Source organism: Pseudoclavibacter sp. AY1H1, from assembly GCF_002931055.1.
GTDB lineage: Bacteria > Actinomycetota > Actinomycetes > Actinomycetales > Microbacteriaceae > Pseudoclavibacter.
In genome coordinates this window covers 97333-113988 of sequence record NZ_PSXX01000006.1, presented here as the reverse complement: position 1 = coordinate 113988, position 16656 = coordinate 97333, and the positions used below count along the sequence as shown (strand labels likewise).

The 16656-nt window shown below is 67.2% G+C and carries 21 protein-coding genes; 8 read left to right on the top strand and 13 right to left on the bottom strand.

Features of this window, described 5'->3' with window-relative positions:
• The first annotated feature begins 387 nt into the window (after positions 1 to 387).
• The 6 genes from C5E05_RS11275 to C5E05_RS11250 all read left to right on the top strand — a co-directional run bounded on the left by C5E05_RS11275 (position 388) and on the right by C5E05_RS11250 (position 3400).
• A complete protein-coding gene (locus C5E05_RS11275) occupies positions 388 to 840 on the top strand; it encodes an Asp23/Gls24 family envelope stress response protein (RefSeq protein ID WP_104341970.1) in 453 nt (150 codons plus the stop codon).
• Entirely contained in the window at positions 837 to 1037 is a 201-nt protein-coding gene (locus C5E05_RS11270; RefSeq protein WP_104243617.1) for a DUF2273 domain-containing protein, read from the top strand. Before C5E05_RS11275 ends, C5E05_RS11270 begins: the two co-directional genes overlap by 4 nt.
• Positions 1034 to 1414: a hypothetical protein gene (locus tag C5E05_RS11265; RefSeq protein WP_104307561.1), complete on the top strand. Its 381-nt coding sequence runs from the start codon at positions 1034 to 1036 to the stop codon at positions 1412 to 1414. Before C5E05_RS11270 ends, C5E05_RS11265 begins: the two co-directional genes overlap by 4 nt.
• A complete protein-coding gene (locus C5E05_RS11260) occupies positions 1411 to 1992 on the top strand; it encodes a DUF6286 domain-containing protein (protein ID WP_104341969.1) in 582 nt (193 codons plus the stop codon). The genes C5E05_RS11265 and C5E05_RS11260 overlap by 4 nt, the downstream gene beginning before the upstream one ends.
• Positions 1989 to 2594, top strand: coding sequence for a hypothetical protein (locus C5E05_RS11255; protein ID WP_104341968.1), 606 nt, complete (start codon positions 1989 to 1991; stop codon positions 2592 to 2594). Before C5E05_RS11260 ends, C5E05_RS11255 begins: the two co-directional genes overlap by 4 nt.
• Before the next feature lie 164 nt (positions 2595 to 2758).
• Positions 2759 to 3400: a hypothetical protein gene (locus C5E05_RS11250; RefSeq protein WP_104300316.1), complete on the top strand. Its 642-nt coding sequence runs from the start codon at positions 2759 to 2761 to the stop codon at positions 3398 to 3400.
• 20 nt (positions 3401 to 3420) lie between these two features.
• On the opposite strand, the gene C5E05_RS11245 is transcribed toward C5E05_RS11250, so the two are convergent.
• Both C5E05_RS11245 and C5E05_RS11240 read right to left on the bottom strand, forming a co-directional pair.
• Positions 3421 to 3783: a DUF1048 domain-containing protein gene (locus C5E05_RS11245; RefSeq protein WP_104243979.1), complete on the bottom strand. Its 363-nt coding sequence runs from the start codon at positions 3781 to 3783 to the stop codon at positions 3421 to 3423.
• 1 nt (position 3784) lies between these two features.
• On the bottom strand, positions 3785 to 4156 hold the full coding sequence (locus C5E05_RS11240) for a PadR family transcriptional regulator (protein WP_104341967.1): 372 nt from the start codon (positions 4154 to 4156) through the stop codon (positions 3785 to 3787).
• Between the two features lie 231 nt (positions 4157 to 4387).
• On the opposite strand from C5E05_RS11240, the gene C5E05_RS11235 reads away from it, so the two are divergent.
• Together C5E05_RS11235 and C5E05_RS11230 are read left to right on the top strand one after the other, a co-directional pair.
• The gene (locus tag C5E05_RS11235; RefSeq protein WP_228496668.1) at positions 4388 to 4924 is read left to right on the top strand and encodes a PadR family transcriptional regulator; all 537 of its coding nucleotides are present in this window, start codon (positions 4388 to 4390) and stop codon (positions 4922 to 4924) included.
• Positions 4925 to 5100: 176 nt separating this feature from the next.
• Positions 5101 to 6771, top strand: coding sequence for an AarF/ABC1/UbiB kinase family protein (locus C5E05_RS11230; protein ID WP_104342021.1), 1671 nt, complete (start codon positions 5101 to 5103; stop codon positions 6769 to 6771).
• Here the strand turns inward: C5E05_RS11230 and C5E05_RS11225 are convergent.
• From C5E05_RS11225 to rpsF, 11 genes are all read right to left on the bottom strand, one after another.
• Positions 6768 to 7370: a YdeI/OmpD-associated family protein gene (locus C5E05_RS11225; protein WP_104341966.1), complete on the bottom strand. Its 603-nt coding sequence runs from the start codon at positions 7368 to 7370 to the stop codon at positions 6768 to 6770. The two genes, C5E05_RS11230 and C5E05_RS11225, sit on opposite strands and share 4 nt — an antisense overlap.
• A gap of 66 nt (positions 7371 to 7436) precedes the next feature.
• Positions 7437 to 9278, bottom strand: coding sequence for a Na+/H+ antiporter NhaA (gene nhaA, locus C5E05_RS11220; RefSeq protein ID WP_258064844.1), 1842 nt, complete (start codon positions 9276 to 9278; stop codon positions 7437 to 7439).
• A gap of 130 nt (positions 9279 to 9408) precedes the next feature.
• Positions 9409 to 10167 carry a S9 family peptidase gene (locus C5E05_RS11215; protein WP_146081096.1) on the bottom strand — a complete coding sequence of 253 codons (759 nt, stop codon included), beginning with the start codon at positions 10165 to 10167 and terminating at the stop codon, positions 9409 to 9411.
• Between the two features lie 10 nt (positions 10168 to 10177).
• Positions 10178 to 10657: a cupin domain-containing protein gene (locus C5E05_RS11210; RefSeq protein ID WP_104307568.1), complete on the bottom strand. Its 480-nt coding sequence runs from the start codon at positions 10655 to 10657 to the stop codon at positions 10178 to 10180.
• Complete coding sequence (locus C5E05_RS11205) at positions 10651 to 10953, bottom strand: hypothetical protein (RefSeq protein WP_104341964.1); 303 nt, start codon at positions 10951 to 10953, stop codon at positions 10651 to 10653. Before C5E05_RS11205 ends, C5E05_RS11210 begins: the two co-directional genes overlap by 7 nt.
• Positions 10954 to 11205: 252 nt before the next feature.
• Positions 11206 to 12591: a replicative DNA helicase gene (gene dnaB, locus C5E05_RS11195; protein WP_104243995.1), complete on the bottom strand. Its 1386-nt coding sequence runs from the start codon at positions 12589 to 12591 to the stop codon at positions 11206 to 11208.
• Between the two features lie 353 nt (positions 12592 to 12944).
• On the bottom strand, positions 12945 to 14513 hold the full coding sequence (mptB, locus tag C5E05_RS11190) for a polyprenol phosphomannose-dependent alpha 1,6 mannosyltransferase MptB (RefSeq protein WP_146081095.1): 1569 nt from the start codon (positions 14511 to 14513) through the stop codon (positions 12945 to 12947).
• A gap of 220 nt (positions 14514 to 14733) precedes the next feature.
• The gene (gene rplI / locus C5E05_RS11185; RefSeq protein WP_104243999.1) at positions 14734 to 15186 is read right to left on the bottom strand and encodes a 50S ribosomal protein L9; all 453 of its coding nucleotides are present in this window, start codon (positions 15184 to 15186) and stop codon (positions 14734 to 14736) included.
• 12 nt (positions 15187 to 15198) lie between these two features.
• Positions 15199 to 15459, bottom strand: a complete 261-nt coding sequence (gene rpsR / locus C5E05_RS11180) for a 30S ribosomal protein S18 (protein WP_068482210.1) — start codon at positions 15457 to 15459, stop codon at positions 15199 to 15201.
• A gap of 38 nt (positions 15460 to 15497) precedes the next feature.
• Positions 15498 to 16094 carry a single-stranded DNA-binding protein gene (locus C5E05_RS11175; protein WP_104244001.1) on the bottom strand — a complete coding sequence of 199 codons (597 nt, stop codon included), beginning with the start codon at positions 16092 to 16094 and terminating at the stop codon, positions 15498 to 15500.
• A 2-nt stretch (positions 16095 to 16096) separates the two neighbouring features.
• A complete protein-coding gene (rpsF, locus tag C5E05_RS11170) occupies positions 16097 to 16486 on the bottom strand; it encodes a 30S ribosomal protein S6 (RefSeq protein ID WP_104244003.1) in 390 nt (129 codons plus the stop codon).
• Positions 16487 to 16656 lie beyond the last annotated feature (170 nt).

Sequence of the window (16656 nt, the reverse complement as noted above, 5' to 3'; positions counted from 1 at the left end):
GTCGTCCGCGAGCCGATCCAGTATTCGCATTCACAGGAAAACCCAGATCAGGAGACGTATCAGACCCGAATTGGGCCACAAAGCGGGGAGGAACTCTCGGCTACCGCCGCGTACGCCGTGCATATGCTCACCGGGCAGATACGAGTTCACTTCGCTAGGTGCACGCAATGTGAAATACCACTCGCGCATTACAGCGGACCGCAGCTGCGACCTCCACCCCAACCAAGACCTCTTCTCACCCCTTCGCCCGCACCATCACGACGCGCGATCGGGCCCCAGATTTTTTTTCTCAAGTATTTCGTGACAAATCATGAAAAGCACACGTCTCACCAGCACGACCCCGCAGCAGGTGCACCCGCACCGCCGGGCAACCACAAGGAGAGCATCATGTCGAACACCACCCCGAACGTCAGCACCTCGTCCAGCGACCGCAAGGATCTGCGCCCCGCTCACGCCGCCAACGGCAAGACCACGATCGATGACGGCGTCGTCGCGAAGGTCGCCGGCATCGCCGCCCGCGACGCCCGTGGTGTCTACGACCTCGGTGGCGGTGCGGCCCGCGCGATCGGCGCCATCCGCAACGCCATCAACGCCACCGACCAGAGCCAGGGCATCAGCGTCGAGGTCGGCGAGAAGCAGGTCGCCGTCGACGTGACCATCGTCGCCGAGTACCCAGTCTCCCTCCAGGACGTCGCCGACGGCGTCCGCGCCGACGTGATCCGCGCCGTCGAGACGATCGTCGGCCTCGAGGTCACCGAAGTCAACGTCACCGTCAACGACGTCCACCTCCCCTCCGAAGACAACGACACCAACAAGGCGGAAGAAGCGCGAGTCCAGTGAACACCGCATCCCTCACCCGAACCGGCATCCTCATCGGCGCAGTCCTCGCGCTCACCTGGATCATCCTCGGCTTCTGGGCCTTCTTCTTCGTCGCGATCGCGATGATCATCGGCGGCGTCATCGGACGCATCCTCGAAGGAAAGCTCGACGCCAGCGCCCTCGTCGACGTCATCCGAGGACGGAACACCTCCTCATGAGCATCGCCGCGACCACACACCACGGCGCGGCGCAGCGAGGCACAACACGACTCACCGCGAAGGCCCTGACTCGTGTCGCGTCAGCTGTCGCCGGTGACGCCCTCGGGGTCGACGCCGGCAACGTCAACGTCGACCTCGACGACCACAACGGCAACCTCGCGCTGCGGATCAGCACACCGATTCGTGTGCCCTCCCTCTCCCGCATCCGCTCGCAGGACGCCGCCATCGAACGCAGCGGCGGGGCGATCCTCGATCGAGTCGAAGCCGCGAAGGTCGCGATCCGGGACCGCTTCCAGACGTTGACCGACTCGCGCGTCGACCGCGTCATGCTGCGGATCACCGGGCTCGACATCCGAACCGAGGAACGAGTCACATGAGCAACCACGATTCCCTCTACAAACGGGTCGCTCGGCGCGAGACGCATTCGCCACGGTCGGCGCTCGCGATCGTCCTGGCCGTGCTGCTCATCGTCGTCGCGGCCTGGGTCGGCACGGAGATCGTCCTGGCGCTTCTGGCGCTCCCCGCGCTGCTCGTCGCGCCGGTCGACATGTTCACGTCGACCCTCGGGGTGCTCGAGCAGCCAGCCCAGTACGTCGGGATCGCGGGCGTCGTGGTCGCCATCCTGGGTCTGGTCCTGCTCATCGCGGGGCTCGCCCCCGGACGGCGAGCGCGCCACACGCTGCGCTCGTCGCGGACCGCGACCGTCGCGGACAACGCGGTCATCGCCTCGGCGCTCGCCCGCCACGCGGCTCGAGCTGGCCACGTCAGCCCGGACAACGTCACCGTCTCGGTCTCGCACCGTCGCGCCGACGTCCACCTCGTGCCCGCCTCCGGGGTGCCCGTCGACGCCGCCTCCATCGAAGCGGCCGTCACCCGGCAGCTCGAGCAGTACGAGCTCACCCCACGCGTCACCGCCAAGGTCCGCGTCGCAGAGAACGGGAAGGTCGGCGCATGAACAGCACGAACCGAGGCCTGAACCGGCTCCTCATCGTCGCCACAGGGCTCCTTCTGCTCATTGTGGGCGCAGCCGCCGCCATCGGCGCCTGGCTGCCCGGAGCCAAGGACACCTGGACCCCGATCTCTGAAACGGTCACCACGCAGGTCGGCAGCTGGCTCCAGCAGACCCCCTTCCCCGGCACGGACTTCAGCTGGCTGATGATCGCCGTCGTCGCCGTCCTCGTGGTGGGCATCATCCTGCTCCTCGCCTTCAGCCTCCGACAGGGGCAGGGTCGGACGGGACCCCTCATCCACGACCGCGCGTCGAAGGCGGGACCGACTGTCGTGGACGTCAGTGTCGCCAGAGACGCGCTCTCGGACTCGCTCGGCGAACGCGATGAGTTCCTCTCGACCAGCGTCTCCGCCTACGAGGTGCGCGGAACCCCGGCGCTGAAAGTCTCGGCGAGCTGTCGGCGAGGGGTCTCCCCGAGGGACGCAACAGACCTCGTCGAACGTGACCTCCACACCCTCGACGCTCTGCTCGGCAGGGAACTGCCGGTGCTCCTCCAGCTGACCGGCGGGTTCAGAGCACAGACCCAGAAGCCGACTCGCCTGCAGTAGCCAGACCCCCACCCAACAAGCACGCCCCAGCTCCAACCCGAAAGCTCCACCACCATGTTCCTCCGCATCATCACCTTTGCCCTCGGCATCATCACCAAACGACGCAGCGCGAAAAAGCGACAGCAGAAGCGCGACGGGAACCGACACTGACCGCCACCCTGCAGATGACCGCGCGACGGATTCTGAGGGGCCCGGCCTGGAGCGCACCTGTCGTTGCGGCCGCGGTCGCCCCTACTGCTCCCCCCGAGTACCCCTGCCTCGGAAACTCCACCTCACGCTCGGCGTGGAAGATCGACGCCGGCCCGCTCACGGGTGCGTTCGTCGAGGGCTCGGGCACAAACGGCTTCGAGAGCCCGACGGGCATCACCCTGGTCTCCGGGATGGACGCCGCTGGCACGGCTGCTCCCGCCACCTGGAGTGCGAGCTACGCCTTCCCGGTGACCCCTGGCCGCACGTACACCTTCACCACCCGGGCGTGCGCGACCCGCCGCTCGTCTGCAGCGGGGTCGAGCCGCCCCGCGGCGGTCGCCGTGGAGGTCGTCGACGGGAGGGGGACGATGATCGAATCCCTCGCAGTGCTCTCCACGGCATCCGCCGATCCGGCGCCGACACAGACGCTTCCGGTCACGCAGAGCGCAGACCCGAAGATGACCCCGATCACGTTCGCCCACCACTCCGGAGGCGCGGCTGGAATGGTCACGCTGCGACTGCTCTTCTCGAAGGCGATCGCTCCAAGCGACCTGATGGCGAACGACGACCTCAGAATCGAGCTCCCCACCGTCACCTGCACGTTCCCGCCCGCCTGAGACCGTCGGTGGGGGGCTGACTACTGCCCTCGCTCCGCTTCTTCGACGGCCGTGACCAGGCGTGCGCGCTCCTTGTCGATCCACTGCTTCCCTGAGTACGACTGCCCGAACGTCTCGGCGAAGTCGACCGGGTCGCTGCCCACGATGTCGCGGACAGGCGCGTCATCGGCCACGGCCCGCTCCCAGAGGTCGGCGAGATCAGCGTTCATGCGCACCATCGACTCGCCATCGACGACGCCACTGGAGTACATGAGGTAGCGCTGGACGGCCTTCGCGACCCTGCCGTAGGGCTCCGGCAGCGCATCCAGCCGGGCCTGTGCCTCCTTGTACTGCTTCTTCTCCTCGAATGAGCCCGTGAGCGATTCGATCCACTTGGCGGCCATGTCAGTTGCCTCTCTCGATGTCTGTGCTGGTTGCAGCGGATGGTGCGGTGATGGCGCCTCGGAGCTGCTCGAGGCGTTCGACGAGGAAGCCCCACGTGCGCCAGAACTCCGCGAGGTACTCGGTGCCCGCGGCGTTGATCGTGTAGACCTTCCGCGGCGGGCCCTTCTCGGACGGGACTTTCTCGACGTCGACGAGGCCTTTCTGCTCGATGCGCACGAGGAGCGCGTAGACCGTTCCCTCGGCGATGTCGACGAAGCCCTGCTCGCGGAGCCAGCTCGTGATCTCGTACCCGTAGGCGGAGCGCTTCGCGAGGATCGCGAGCACGATGCCTTCGAGCGTGCCCTTGAGCATCTCGGATGCCTGCCTGCCCATCGGCCACCTTCTCTACTCAGTAACAATGAATACCGGTACAAAGTAACACCGAGTACTGGTACTTAGCAACAAAGACAAGTGATTGTCTGTCAACACTCAGAGCCACCCGGAATGCACAGCTTCGCCGACATTCACCGATGTATCGTCGGGTGTCGTCAGGTATCGCCAATCCGCGCATCCACCCGGTCGACACGATCGCCACCGGATGCTCGGCACTCGAAAGGAATGCACATGGTCGCTCAGCACACCCCAGGCGGACTCGGCTTCGGCCTCCGCGAAGCCGTCGATGAGATCCGCGAGACCTTCGCCTCGCGACCGACCACTGCTCGAGCCGGCCGCGGAGATGTCAGGACCGCCCTCCTCGTCGCGCTCCTCGAGGGCCCACAGCACGGCTACCAGCTGATCCAGGCCATCGAAGCCCGCACGAGTGGCGCTTGGAAGCCGAGCCCCGGCTCCGTCTACCCCACGCTCCAGCTGCTCTCCGACGAGGGCCTCGTCGTGCCCGAGGTCACCGGCGAGCGCAAGGTCTACGCGCTCACCGAAGAAGGCCGCGCCGTCGCAGTGGATGCCTCAGCCGGGGAGCTCCCCTGGGAGTCGCCCGCCGCCCGCCGCGCCGAGCGCGCAGCGACCCTCCCGAAGGCCGGCGCTCGCCTCGCCCAGGCCGTCGTCCAGGTGCAGAGCAGCGCCACCCCCGATCAGGCCGAACGGGCCGCAGCGCTCCTCGACGAGACACGGCGCAAGCTGTACTCGATCCTCGCCGAGGACTGAACGTGACCGATGGCCCCGGCCTCACGGAGGAGCTGGCCGCCGAGAGCAGACTGACCGCAGCCGCGGCGCAGGCGCGAGCCGTCACCCGGCCCGGCGCCGTCCGCAGCAGCGATACGAAGCTCTCGGCGGAAGGCCGTGCCAGGTACCGCAGGATCGTGCGGTTCGCGCAGCGTGCGATGGTGCAGATCTGGTGGTTCGAGATCTTCCTGCCGCGCATCCGCCTCGGGAAGCTCGCGGAACGCGGACGGACGGCGCGCATGCAGCGCCTCGCCCGCCGCTTCCACGCCCTCGCGGTCGAGCTCGGCGGGCTCATGATCAAGGTGGGCCAGTTCCTGTCGTCGCGCCTCGACGTGCTGCCACCGGAGATCACCGCAGAGCTCGAGGGGCTCCAGGATGAGGTGCCCGCGGTCGCGTTCCCGGCCATCCGCGCGCAGGCGGAGGCTGAGCTCGGCATGCCGCTCGGGCAGGCCTACGCGAGATTCGACGAGAGTCCGATCGCCGCCGCCTCCTTCGGGCAGGCGCACCGGGCTGTACTCACCCCCGCGCTCGCCGAGGAGACCGGATACTCCAACGTCGTCGTGAAGGTGCAGCGGCCGGGCATCGAGGACCTCGTGGAGACCGACCTTCGCGCACTGCGCCGCGTCGGCCAGCTCCTCAAGCGAGTCGAGCTCGTCTCCAAGCGTGCTGACGCCCCCGCCCTCGTCGAGGAGTTCGCCGCGACGAGCCTCGAGGAGATCGACTACATCCACGAGGGCACGAGCGCCGAGCGATTCGCCGCCGACTTCGAGACCGACCCCCGTGTGGGGGCCGCCCAGGTCGTGTGGGAGCGCACCGCGTCGCGCATCCTCACCCTCTCCGACGTCACCGCGATCAAGATCACCGACGTGGATGCCCTGCGCGCGGCGGGCATCGACCCCGTCGAGGTCGCCAACGAACTGGCGAGGGCCACGTTCCAGCAGCTGTTCGTCGCCGGGTTCTTCCACGCCGACCCGCATCCCGGCAACATCTTCGTCACCCCCTTGACCACACCGAGGCTGCCCGCCCCGACGGACGTCGATGCCGAGGGCGGCCCCGAGACGCCCGCGCCCGTCACGTGGGAGCTGACCTACATCGACTTCGGCATGATGGGCGTCATCTCCGACACCCTCCGGGCGAGCCTCCGCCAGCTGATCTTCGCGATCGTCTCTCGCGACGGGCCGGGGCTCGTGCGGTCGATGCGCAGCGTCGGCGTGCTCCTCCCTGCCGGTGACACCATCGAGCTCGAGCAGGCGATGACCGAGCTCTTCGGGCGCTTCGGAGGGATGGGCGTCGCCGAGCTGCAACGCGTCGACCCCGCCGAGCTCGGCGACTTCGCCGACCGCTTCCGCGACACCATCCGCGAGATGCCGTTCCAGCTGCCCGAGAACTTCCTGCTCATCATCCGAGCGATCTCGCTGGTCTCCGGCGTGACCTCGGCGCTCGACAAGGACTTCAACATGTGGGAGGCGGTCGACCCGTTCGCCCGCACCCTCACCCGCGACGAGGGCGGCAACACGGTGCAGGCCGTCGCCAAGCAGGCGATCTCCGCGCTGGCGACCGCAGTCACCCTCCCCGGTCGACTCGATGCGCTCACCACTCGCCTCGAGGCCGGCCAGCTCAAGGTGCAGACGCCCAGCGTCGACCGGCATATGCGCTCACTCGAGCGGATGCTGCGCGGGGTCGTCTCGGCGATCGTGTTCGCCGCGCTGCTCATCGCGGGTGTGCTCCTGCTGCCGCAGCTCGCCCCGCTCGGGATCGTGCTCATGAGCGTCTCGGTCGTGCCGCTGCTGCTCGCCGCAGGGGCGGTCTTCGGTCGGCGTCGGGGCTAGACCGCGAGCTTGCCGCTCTTCGACAGCTCAGGGTCGGTGCACGAGGAGAGGTCGAAGCAGCACGGGCGGCGCTTGCCCGCCTCGAGCTTCGAGAGGCCGACCTCGACGCGGCGCAGACGCGTCTGCGGGTTGCGGGTCGCGTTGATCCATCGCACCCACTCCCACCTCGCCATCGGCGTGATGTCGTTCCAGGTGGCGACGGATTCGGGTGCCTCCGCGAGCGCGGCGGCGAAGTCCTCGGGAACGACCGGCTCTGGCCAGTCGCCTCGAGGTCGCAGCTCGACGGCCACGACATCGCCGGCCCTGATACCCGCACCGAGCGCGGCCGCGACGTCCAGCCAGTGACCCCGGAGCCCGTCGGGTTCGATGACGGAGTCGAAGAGTCTAGCCGTCTCCGCGCCATCCGGCCGGATCGAACCGGTCACGGCAACCTGGCCGCGGGACGGCAGCATCCTGCTCGCGTCGTCCGGGAACCGGACGATGAACCGCTCGCCCGAATCGCCGACGACCGGGGCGGCGATGACGCGTGCCTCGAATCGCACAGCGTCGGTGTCCGGTGCCGCACTCTCCTCGACGAGAGCGCTCTTCGTGTCAGCCATGAGGAGATCGTACGACCCGGCGCCTCGTGCCGGGGATGCCAAGGCCCATCTGCCTCGAGCTTCGCGCTAGGAACGACGGCGGATGGCAGCTTCCTTGCGCTGCGCCTCGATCGTCGCGATGAGCGTGCGCGCGTCATGCGCACCGCTGTGGCGCGTCTCGCCGAGGAAGAACGTGGGAGTGCCGCGCGCACCGCTATCGATGGCGCTCTGCATGTCGTCGCGGATGCGCCTCGGCAGCTCGTCGTCGAGCATGTCGAGGTCGAACCGGTCGAGGTCGAGCCCGATCTCCTCCGCGTAGCCGCGCAGGAACTGCACGTCGAGACGCTCCTGGTTCGCGAAGAGCAGGTTGTGCATCTCCCAGAACTTCCCCTGGTTCGCGGCGGCCTCGGCGGCGATCGCGGCCTGGAAGGCGTGCGGGTGGTAGTCCTCGAGCGGCAGGTGGCGCACCACGTAGCGCGCCCCTCCGTCGGTGAAGTACTCGCCGAGGTCCTGCCACATGCCGGTCGCTCGCGCGCAGAACGGGCATTCGAAGTCGAGGTACTCGACGATCGTGACCGGCGCGTCCGGGTCGCCGAGGAGGTGGTCGCGCTCGGGGTCGACGGGGCGCGACAGCTTCGTCGGCAGGTCGGCCGTCGTCTCGTTCATCTTGACGCGCGCGAACGTGAAGGTGAGCCAGCCGAGGACCCAGGAGAGCACCATGGCGATGAACACGCCCACGATGGCCTGCCCGGCGACTTCGCCCTCGAGCGCCAGCGAGATGATGAGCAGCGACATCGTGAAGCCGATGCCGCTGAGCGCGGCGCCGCCGAAGACGCTGCCCATGCCGACGCCCTGCGGGAGTGTGCCGAGGCCAGCACGCACGGCGATCCAGCTGCCGAGGGCGATGCCGCCGAACTTGCCGAGGACAAGACCTGCGACGACACCCCACGTGACCGGGGAGGTGAGCGCATCGCCGAGCATCCCGCCCCGCAGGTCGACCCCCGCGTTCGCGAGCGCGAAGACCGGCACGATGAAGAGCGCGACGGGGCTGAGCAGCACCTCGTGGAGCCGTTCGTTGACGGAGATCGACTTGGCGAGGCCGAGCCGCACGTTGCGGGCAGCATCGGCGCGAGGTGACTGCCAGAAGTCGCGGAAGAGCCGCTTCGCCCGCACCACGTCCTCCCGGTCTGGGTCAGAGGCCGGGATGAGCAGCCCAGCGGCCATTCCGGCGAGTGACGGATGCACACCGGAGAGCAGCGTCGCGGCCCACAGCACGACGATGACGACGATGTAGGGACTGCTGCGCCACTCGTTCGCGCGGGCCAGGAGGAACAGGAAGACGAGGCAGACGACGGCGATGCCGAGGGGCATCCACTGCACGGACTCCGTGTAGACGATGCCGATGATGGCGACGGCGAGGAAGTCGTCGACGACGGTGAGGGTCAGCAGGAAGACGCGCAGCTGGCTCGACATCTTCGGACCGACCAGCGCAAGCGCGCCCAGGAGGAACGCCGTGTCCGTGCCGATGACGGCTCCCCACGCTTCCGGGGCGTCCCGCCCGGCGATGGCGAGGTAGATGAGCGCTGGGAGAGCGACTCCGGCAAGGCCCGCGACGATAGGCACAAGAGCCTGGCGCCGGTCACGCAGCGAGCCGACCGCGAGCTCTTGTCGCACCTCCAGACCGATGAGGAAGAAGAAGATGACCATGAAGCCGTCGTTCACCCAGTGGTGCAGGCTCATGTCGATGCGGAAATCGCCGATGCCGATGGCGGCGTGGGTCTCCCACAGCTGCACGTACGACTCAGACCAGGGCGAGTTCGCCCAGAGCAGCGCGAACACCGCGACGCCGACGAGCAGGAGGGCGCTTCCCGACTCGGTGCGCAGACGGTCCGCGACGAGACGGACCCAATCCTGTTTCTGCTGGCCCAATGGCTTCCCCTCCACGACGGCGGGGTCTGTGCTCAGACTTCTCGCCGGATGGAAGCATACGTCCCAGCGGAGACGCGCGGGGTCGTCAGGCAGGTCCTGTCAATCCCTCCTTGGCGTCAAGTCGACTGCCTCAGGTGTGGCGCGCGAATGCGAACGCGTCGAGCCAGGCATTCACGTCTGGCCAGTGCGGCGCATCCGGCGCGATCGCGGCGCGATGCTCGAGGGTCGCGGGCTCGATGAGCTCGACGTCGGCGCCAGCCTGCCTGGCGGCGGCAACGTAGGCGCGGGTGTGCTCGACCGGCACACGCTCGTCATCGACTCCGTGCACAAGCAGCGCCCGTGCCTGCAGAGGCAAATGCTCGATCGGTGACGCCGACGCGTAGACCTCCGGGGCTTGGGAGGGCGCCACGCGGAAGAACTCCGAGACGGCTCCGTCGCCGTTGCCCTCTTCGTAGCCGCGCGCGAGGTCAGTGACGGGCGCGAGCGCCACGACCGCGTCGCCTGGTTCTCCGCCGAGCAGTGCGAGCTGACCGCCAACCGAGTGCCCGACGATCACGAGCCGCGCATCCGGCGTCAACCGGGACGCCTCGCTGCGCGCCGCCGAGAGGCCACGCGAGAGGTCCCCGCGGGTCGCCGACCATCCATCGTCGCCCCGCCGGTACTCGAGATTCGCCACGGACCAGCCGCGTCGGGTGAATTCCGGCACCAGCGGGAGCATGAGCTCGTCGGTGAACTGCGATCGCCAATACCCACCGTGGATGAGCACGGCGAGCCCGCGCACGGACCCGGAAGCCGCCCAGAACGTCAGATGCTGATCTGCGTCCGACCCGTATGTCTCACGCCTCGCCTCAGGGTCGCCCGGCATGCCCCGGACGCTCGCATCCGTCACGTGCGCCGCCTCACGCGCCTTCCACGGCACCCTCTGGCAGGAAGTCGACGCCGTTCAGGGCTGAGAGACGCACGACCTCGGCCGGGTCGGTCACGTTGTGCAGCAGGCTGAAGAGGTTCGCCAGCTGGCCGCCTGGGCTCACCCAGAAGAGCGACTTCGCTGCCTCGTCCTGCTTGTTGTAGTAAGCGTGCGGGATGCCCTTCGGCATCTGCACGAGGTCGCCCGGGCCGGCCGAGGTCCACTGGCCGTCGAGGTAGAGGGTGTAGACCCCGTCGAACACGTAGATGAACTCGTCCTGGGTGGGGTGCACGTGCGGCGGCACCCCGGTTCCGGCCGGGTCGAGCGAGAGCCATGAGTAGGTCGAGGCGCTCTCTGCCTTCGTGATGTAGGTGTGGCCGAGCACATTCCAGACACGGCCGGCCACGGCCTCGTCGGCTCGGACGATACCTGCGGGCAGGTCGCCCAGGACGATCTCTTCAGAACTCACCATTGGGTTCCTCCAGTTGGGGTCGGTGCGCTCAGTCTGGCAGATGCCTCGCCGCCTCGGCGATCGCGTTCGGCCTCCTTGCTGGCCTGCTGGCGGATCGCGAGGACGCCGGTTGTCCAGGCCGTGGCGATCGCGGCGCATCCGCTGCTGCCGGCGATGATCATGGGCGCAGAGCTGGCCATGACCCCGGCAACCAGCATGACGAGCACCGCGAGCAGTAGAACGCTCATCGCGATCGTGAGGATGCGTATCGATCGGCGCTGCTTCATGCTGGCCGGCTGCGTCGCGTCAGCGTTCATGATCTCTCCCTATGTCCCTGTCACCGCGAGTGGGTGCTGCATTCAAGGTACGAAGCACAGGAGCCTCGGCGCTTCGGCCGCGGGGCTGAACTCGATAGCCGGAGGGATGAGACCGACGAGCTCGTGGTGCGGATACGAGCTTCGCGCTCCATCCGCTTCTCATGCCGCTCGCGTCCCTCGACCGCCTCCACCTCGCGATTCTCCGGCGGCGCGTTGGTGACGAGGTCGTCGATGAGGCGCGGCCGCGTTCGCCTACTGCCCCGTCGCGTAGCCGGGCGCCATGTCCATGAAGCGAGAGAAGTGCCCCTGGAAGGTGACGGTGATCGTGTCGGTCGGACCGTTGCGGTGCTTGGCGAGGATGAAGTCGGCTTCACCGCCGCGCGGGCTCTCCCGGTCGTACGCGCCTTCGCGGTGGAGCAGGATGATCATGTCGGCGTCCTGCTCGAGCGATCCGGACTCGCGGAGGTCGCTCGCCGCCGGGCGCTTGTCGGCGCGCTGCTCGGGACCACGGTTCAGCTGTGACAGCGCGATGACGGGAACGTCGAGCTCCTTCGCGAGCAGCTTCAGCGCGCGCGAGAACTCCGACACCTCCTGCTGGCGGCTCTCGACGCGCTTGCCGCTTGTCATGAGCTGCAGGTAGTCGATGACGACGAGCGACAGCCCGACCTTCTGCTTGAGCCTGCGGCACTTCGCGCGGATCTCGACGAGCGTCATATTCGGGCTGTCGTCGATGTAGAGCGGGGCGTCGGAGATATCGCCCTGCGTGCGGGCGATCTGCGTGAGATCTTCCTGCGTGAGGCCGCCGGCGCGCATGTGCTGGAGCCGAACGCTCGCCTCTGCCGAGATCAGGCGCATGGCGATCTCGCTCTTGCCCATCTCGAGGCTGAAGAAGATCGAGGCCTTGCCGTGCGTGATGGACGCGGACCGTGCGAAGTCGAGCGCCACCGTCGACTTTCCGAGACCGGGGCGGGCGGCGACGATGATGAGCTGGCCGCCGTGGAAGCCGTTCGTGATGCGGTCGAGGTCGCTGAACCCAGTCGGCACTCCGGTCATGCCGCCGGATTTGTTCTGCGCGGCGTCGATGTCGTTCTGGGCCTCGAGGATGGCCTCGGCGAGGACGACGTAGTCCTCCTTCTCGACAGCACCGGTGACGCCGTAGATCTCGGCCTGGGCCTGGTTGACGAGGTCGACGACCTCACCTTCCGCGAGGTAGCCCATCTGCACGATGCGGGTGCCGGCCTCGACCAGGCGCCGCAGGACGGCGCGCTCCGAGACGATCGCCGCGTAGTAGCCGGCGTTCGCTGCTGTCGGCACGATGCCGGCCAGCGTGTGCAGGTACTCGGCACCGCCGGCGCGCGAGAGCTCACCCGACTTCGTGAGGTGGTCGGTGACGGTGATGACATCCGTGGGCTCACCGGCGGCGTAGAGCGCGTGGATGGAGTCGAAGATGATCTCGTGCTTCGGCACGTAGAAGTCGATGCCGCGCACGGCCTCGACGACGTCGGCGACCGCGTCCTTCGAGAGGAGCATGCCGCCGATGGCGGACTGCTCGGCGAGCAGGTCGTGGGGAGGCGTGCGAACCCCGTCGTGCGTCTCCCGCTCACCCTGAGATGAGGAACCGAGATGCGCGATCGACACGGATGCTCCTGACTTCGCTCGAATGCCGGTGAGAGATTTGACCACAGTAGTCCCCAGCTCCCCAGCCGGGCGAACCATCACCGGCGTGCCTGTGGATAACTCTGTGGGTAACTGTGGAGACGCGCCGGACGATGTGTGGAAACTCTGTGGATAACATCGGGGATACTTGCCGAGCATGAGGCGATAAAGCGGCCTTGACCAGGCTTTTTATTGCGCACATCTGGTGTGCACAACAGGTGTGAAGCATCCATTGAAGGTTGAAACCTGCAAGCGGGACTGTGCATAACATCCGCCCGCTTCCCCACGCAAACCGGGGATATCCGGGCGTTTTCCACAACCTCGCGAGCGTGCGCTCAGCGCTGCGTGTGAGCGCGCTCCCTCAGCTTGCGCTGCCGTCTCGCGCTCCAGCGATCGACGAGCACCTGCCCGTATGGAACGGCGATGACCACCGCCCGCCCCGACACGTTGCTCGACCGCCACCACCAGACGAGCACCGACAGCGCGAACAGCACCGTGATGCTGGCCACCGCGAGGCGCGTGTACGGCCCCTCGAAGAACGAGTCGGTGGGCTCAGCGAGCGTCACGGTCGTGAAGAAGATGGTCACCAGCATCGCGAGGTGCTCCTGCCCCTTCCTCCACGGACCCGCGACGGCCGCGAACGGAAGTATCCACATGACGTACCAGGGGTGGATGGCAGTGGATGCGGCGACGATGACCGCCGTGCACAGCACGAGGCGCAGCAGCGGGTCGATGGGCCGCTTCGTGAGGACGACCCACGCGGCGACGAGACCGGCGATCGAGAAGGCGATGATCTTGAGGATGACCTCGAAGACGAACGGGTCGAGGGTCACGAGCTCCGCGAGGCCGCGCACGGTGCCGACCATGAGCGTCAACGGGGAGTACCAGTGCTGGATCGCCCCCGGCACGGTGAGGGCCGTCACCCAGCCGAATCCCAACCCCAGCACGAGGCCGATGGCACCAACAAGTCCGATGGCGATGGCGCCGTGCAGTGTCCAGCTCTTCACCCTGTCCCACACGGGGAGTGAACTGGGCCTGCCGATGAGCGCCACGATGGGGAGGGCGATGAGCGCGATCGGCTTGATCGCCACAGCGAGCGCGATCCAGACCACTCCGAGGACACGATGCCCCTTGAGCGCCGCGAGCAGGCCGAACCCCATACCGGCGAGCATGAGGCCGTCGTTGTGCCCTGAGGCGATGAACAGGAGGAGCGTGAGGGGGTTCGCTGCGATCATCCAGGCGACGAAAGCGCGGTTGCGCCCGCGAAGTGCGGCGATCTTCAGGAAGGCCACCACCATGAGCACGGCGCCCGCGGTTGCGGCGACGCGATTCAGGAACAGGGCGTACTCGGGGATCTCTGCCCCGAGCCAGGAGAAGACGGCCGCGACGCCGAGGAACAGCGGACCGTAGGGCGACTCCGTGCTGGACCAGAAGGGATCGACGCCGAGCGAGTACCAGCCGGCGATCTCGTTGACGCCATGCTGGTACGGGTCGATCCCCGCCGCCATGAGGCGTCCGACCGCGACGTACGAGAACATGTCCCGACTGAAGACGGGGATGCAGATCAGCAGCGGCAGGGCCCAGATGACCGCCGTCCTGATCACGCGTCGCAGCGAGGCGTCGTCGTCGCGAATGCTCGGCCGGAAGCGGATCCAGGCGATGAGGAGCAGGAAGCCGCCGACGATGAGCAGCATCGTGCAGAGACGAGTCAGGTCTGGCGAGCTGCGGAAGAAGGCAATGGGGAACCACTCGCGGATACCGAGGCCGTCGCCGATCCAGCCAGCGCCGAACGATCCGACGAGGATGAACAGCGACCCGATGAAACCGAGGACCGTCGGGCTCACCGTCACCGGAAACCGGCGCGGCTCGTGCTCTGCTGCCGGTCGGTGCGTTTGGTTCGACATGTTCGTGTGTCAATCAGGAAAGGGAACGAGCTGGATGCTGGACTCCGCTGACCTTATAGCGTCCGCTCGCGCATCCACCCCAGACTGGTGCGAGCAGGCCGTGGGGTGCGACCTTGGGGCCCGACGCGGGACAGGAACGGCCCCGGACATCGAGATGTCCGGGGCCGTGCTCTGTCGATCAGCTACCGAGGTGCTGCTCGAGCGCCGAGGCGGCTACTGGCTATCGCTGGGCGATGACCTGGAGCTTGACGGTCGCAACGAGGTCGTCACGGAGGCGAACAGTCGCCTCGTGGTTGCCCGTGTACTTGATCGGGTTCGGGAACTCGACCTTGCGCTTGTCGATCTGGCCGAGGCCAGCTTCTTCGACGGCGGTCGCGACGTCGGCACCGCGAACGGAACCGAAGAGGCGGCCTTCGGCGCCCGACTTCACGTGAAGCTTGACGATGGCGGACTCGATCTTGTCCTTGAGCGCCTTCGCCTCTTCGAGGGTTGCGAGTTCGCGTGCGGCACGAGCGGAACGAATCTGCTCGACCTGCTTCTCGCTGCCACGGGACCAGCTGACTGCGTAGCCCTTGGGGACGAGGTAGTTGCGGGCGTACCCGCTCTTGACCTCGATGACGTCACCGGCTGCACCGAGGCCGGAGACCTCGTGCGTAAGAATTACCTTTGCCATGTCGACTACTCCTTAGCGGCCAGAGCCGGCGTAGGGCAGGAGCGCCATTTCACGTGCGTTCTTGACTGCACGTGCGATGAGGCGCTGCTCCTGGACGGAGACGCCGGTGATGCGACGAGCGCGAATCTTTCCGCGCTCCGAGATGAACTTGCGGAGGGTGTTGACATCCTTGTAGTCGATGACTCCGACCCGGATCTGCTTCGCGGGAGCAGCGGGCTTGCCGCCCTTCCCGCGTACACCCTTGCGGCGGTCGCCGCTTGACTTTCCAGCCATTGGGATCTTCTTTCGTTGAGTGTGTTTGCGAGCGCCCTTTAGAAGGGGGGCTCGTCAAAATCGTTCGATGCGCCGGGCGTCGCCCAGCCGGATGCGCCGTTGTCGCGGGGCTGGCCAGCAGGCTGGCCCCATGGCTCGTCCGCCGGGGCGGACTGACGTCCACCTGACGCGTTGCCGTTGCTGTTGCCGCCGCCGTTGCCACCGAAGGAACGCTGCTGGCCACCGCCGAAGCCACCCTGGCCGCCACCCTGCTGTCCGCCGGCGCCGCCGGAGGACGTGCGGGTGAGCTGCGCAGTGGCGTAGCGGAGGCTAGGACCGATCTCCTCGATCTCGAGCTCGATGGAAGTGCGCTTCTCGCCTTCCTTCGTCTCGTAGGAGCGCTGCTTGAGGCGACCCTGCGCGATGACTCGCGAGCCCTTTGAGAGGCTCGAGGCGACATGCTCCGCAAACTCACGCCAGACGCTCGCCCGAAGGAAGAGTGCCTCGCCGTCCTTCCACTCGTTCGCCTGACGGTCGAACACGCGGGGGGTGGATGCGATGGTGAAGTTCGCGACTGCGAGCCCGTTCTGCGTGTACCGCAGTTCGGGGTCAGCCGTGAGGTTGCCCACCACGGTGATGATCGTGTCGCCAGCCATGACTAGGCCTCGGTGGTCGCCGCGGGCTTCGCTGCAATAGCAGCGGCCTTGGCAGCCTTGCGAGCCTCGTCGCGCTTCGCCTCGGAGGCGACGCGAGCGATGGCCTCTTCTGCGCGGAGCACCTTGGTGCGCATGACAGCTTCGGACAGGTTCAGCTGGCGGTCGAGCTCGTTCGCCGTTGCCGAGGTCGACGTGAAGTCAACGACGGCGTAGATGCCTTCGCTCTTCTTGTTGATCTCGTAGGCGAGGCGACGACGGCCCCAGATGTCGGTCTTCTCGATGGTTCCACCGTCATTGCGAATGACGTTGAGGAACTTATCGAGGCTCGGAGCTACGGTGCGCTCGTCGATCTCTGGATCGAGGATCACCATCAACTCATACTGATGCACGATAAACCCACCTCCTTCGGTCTAGAACGGCTGCAGACGATCTGCAGCAGGAGGGTTATTGCGCGTGCCTGGGCAGTTGATCGCTCAGACAACCTGGCAAGCATAGTCGCTTCCGGCTCCTAAATGCCAGTCAATTGGAAGAACTCCCCGACTCGCGAACGAATATGCTCTTT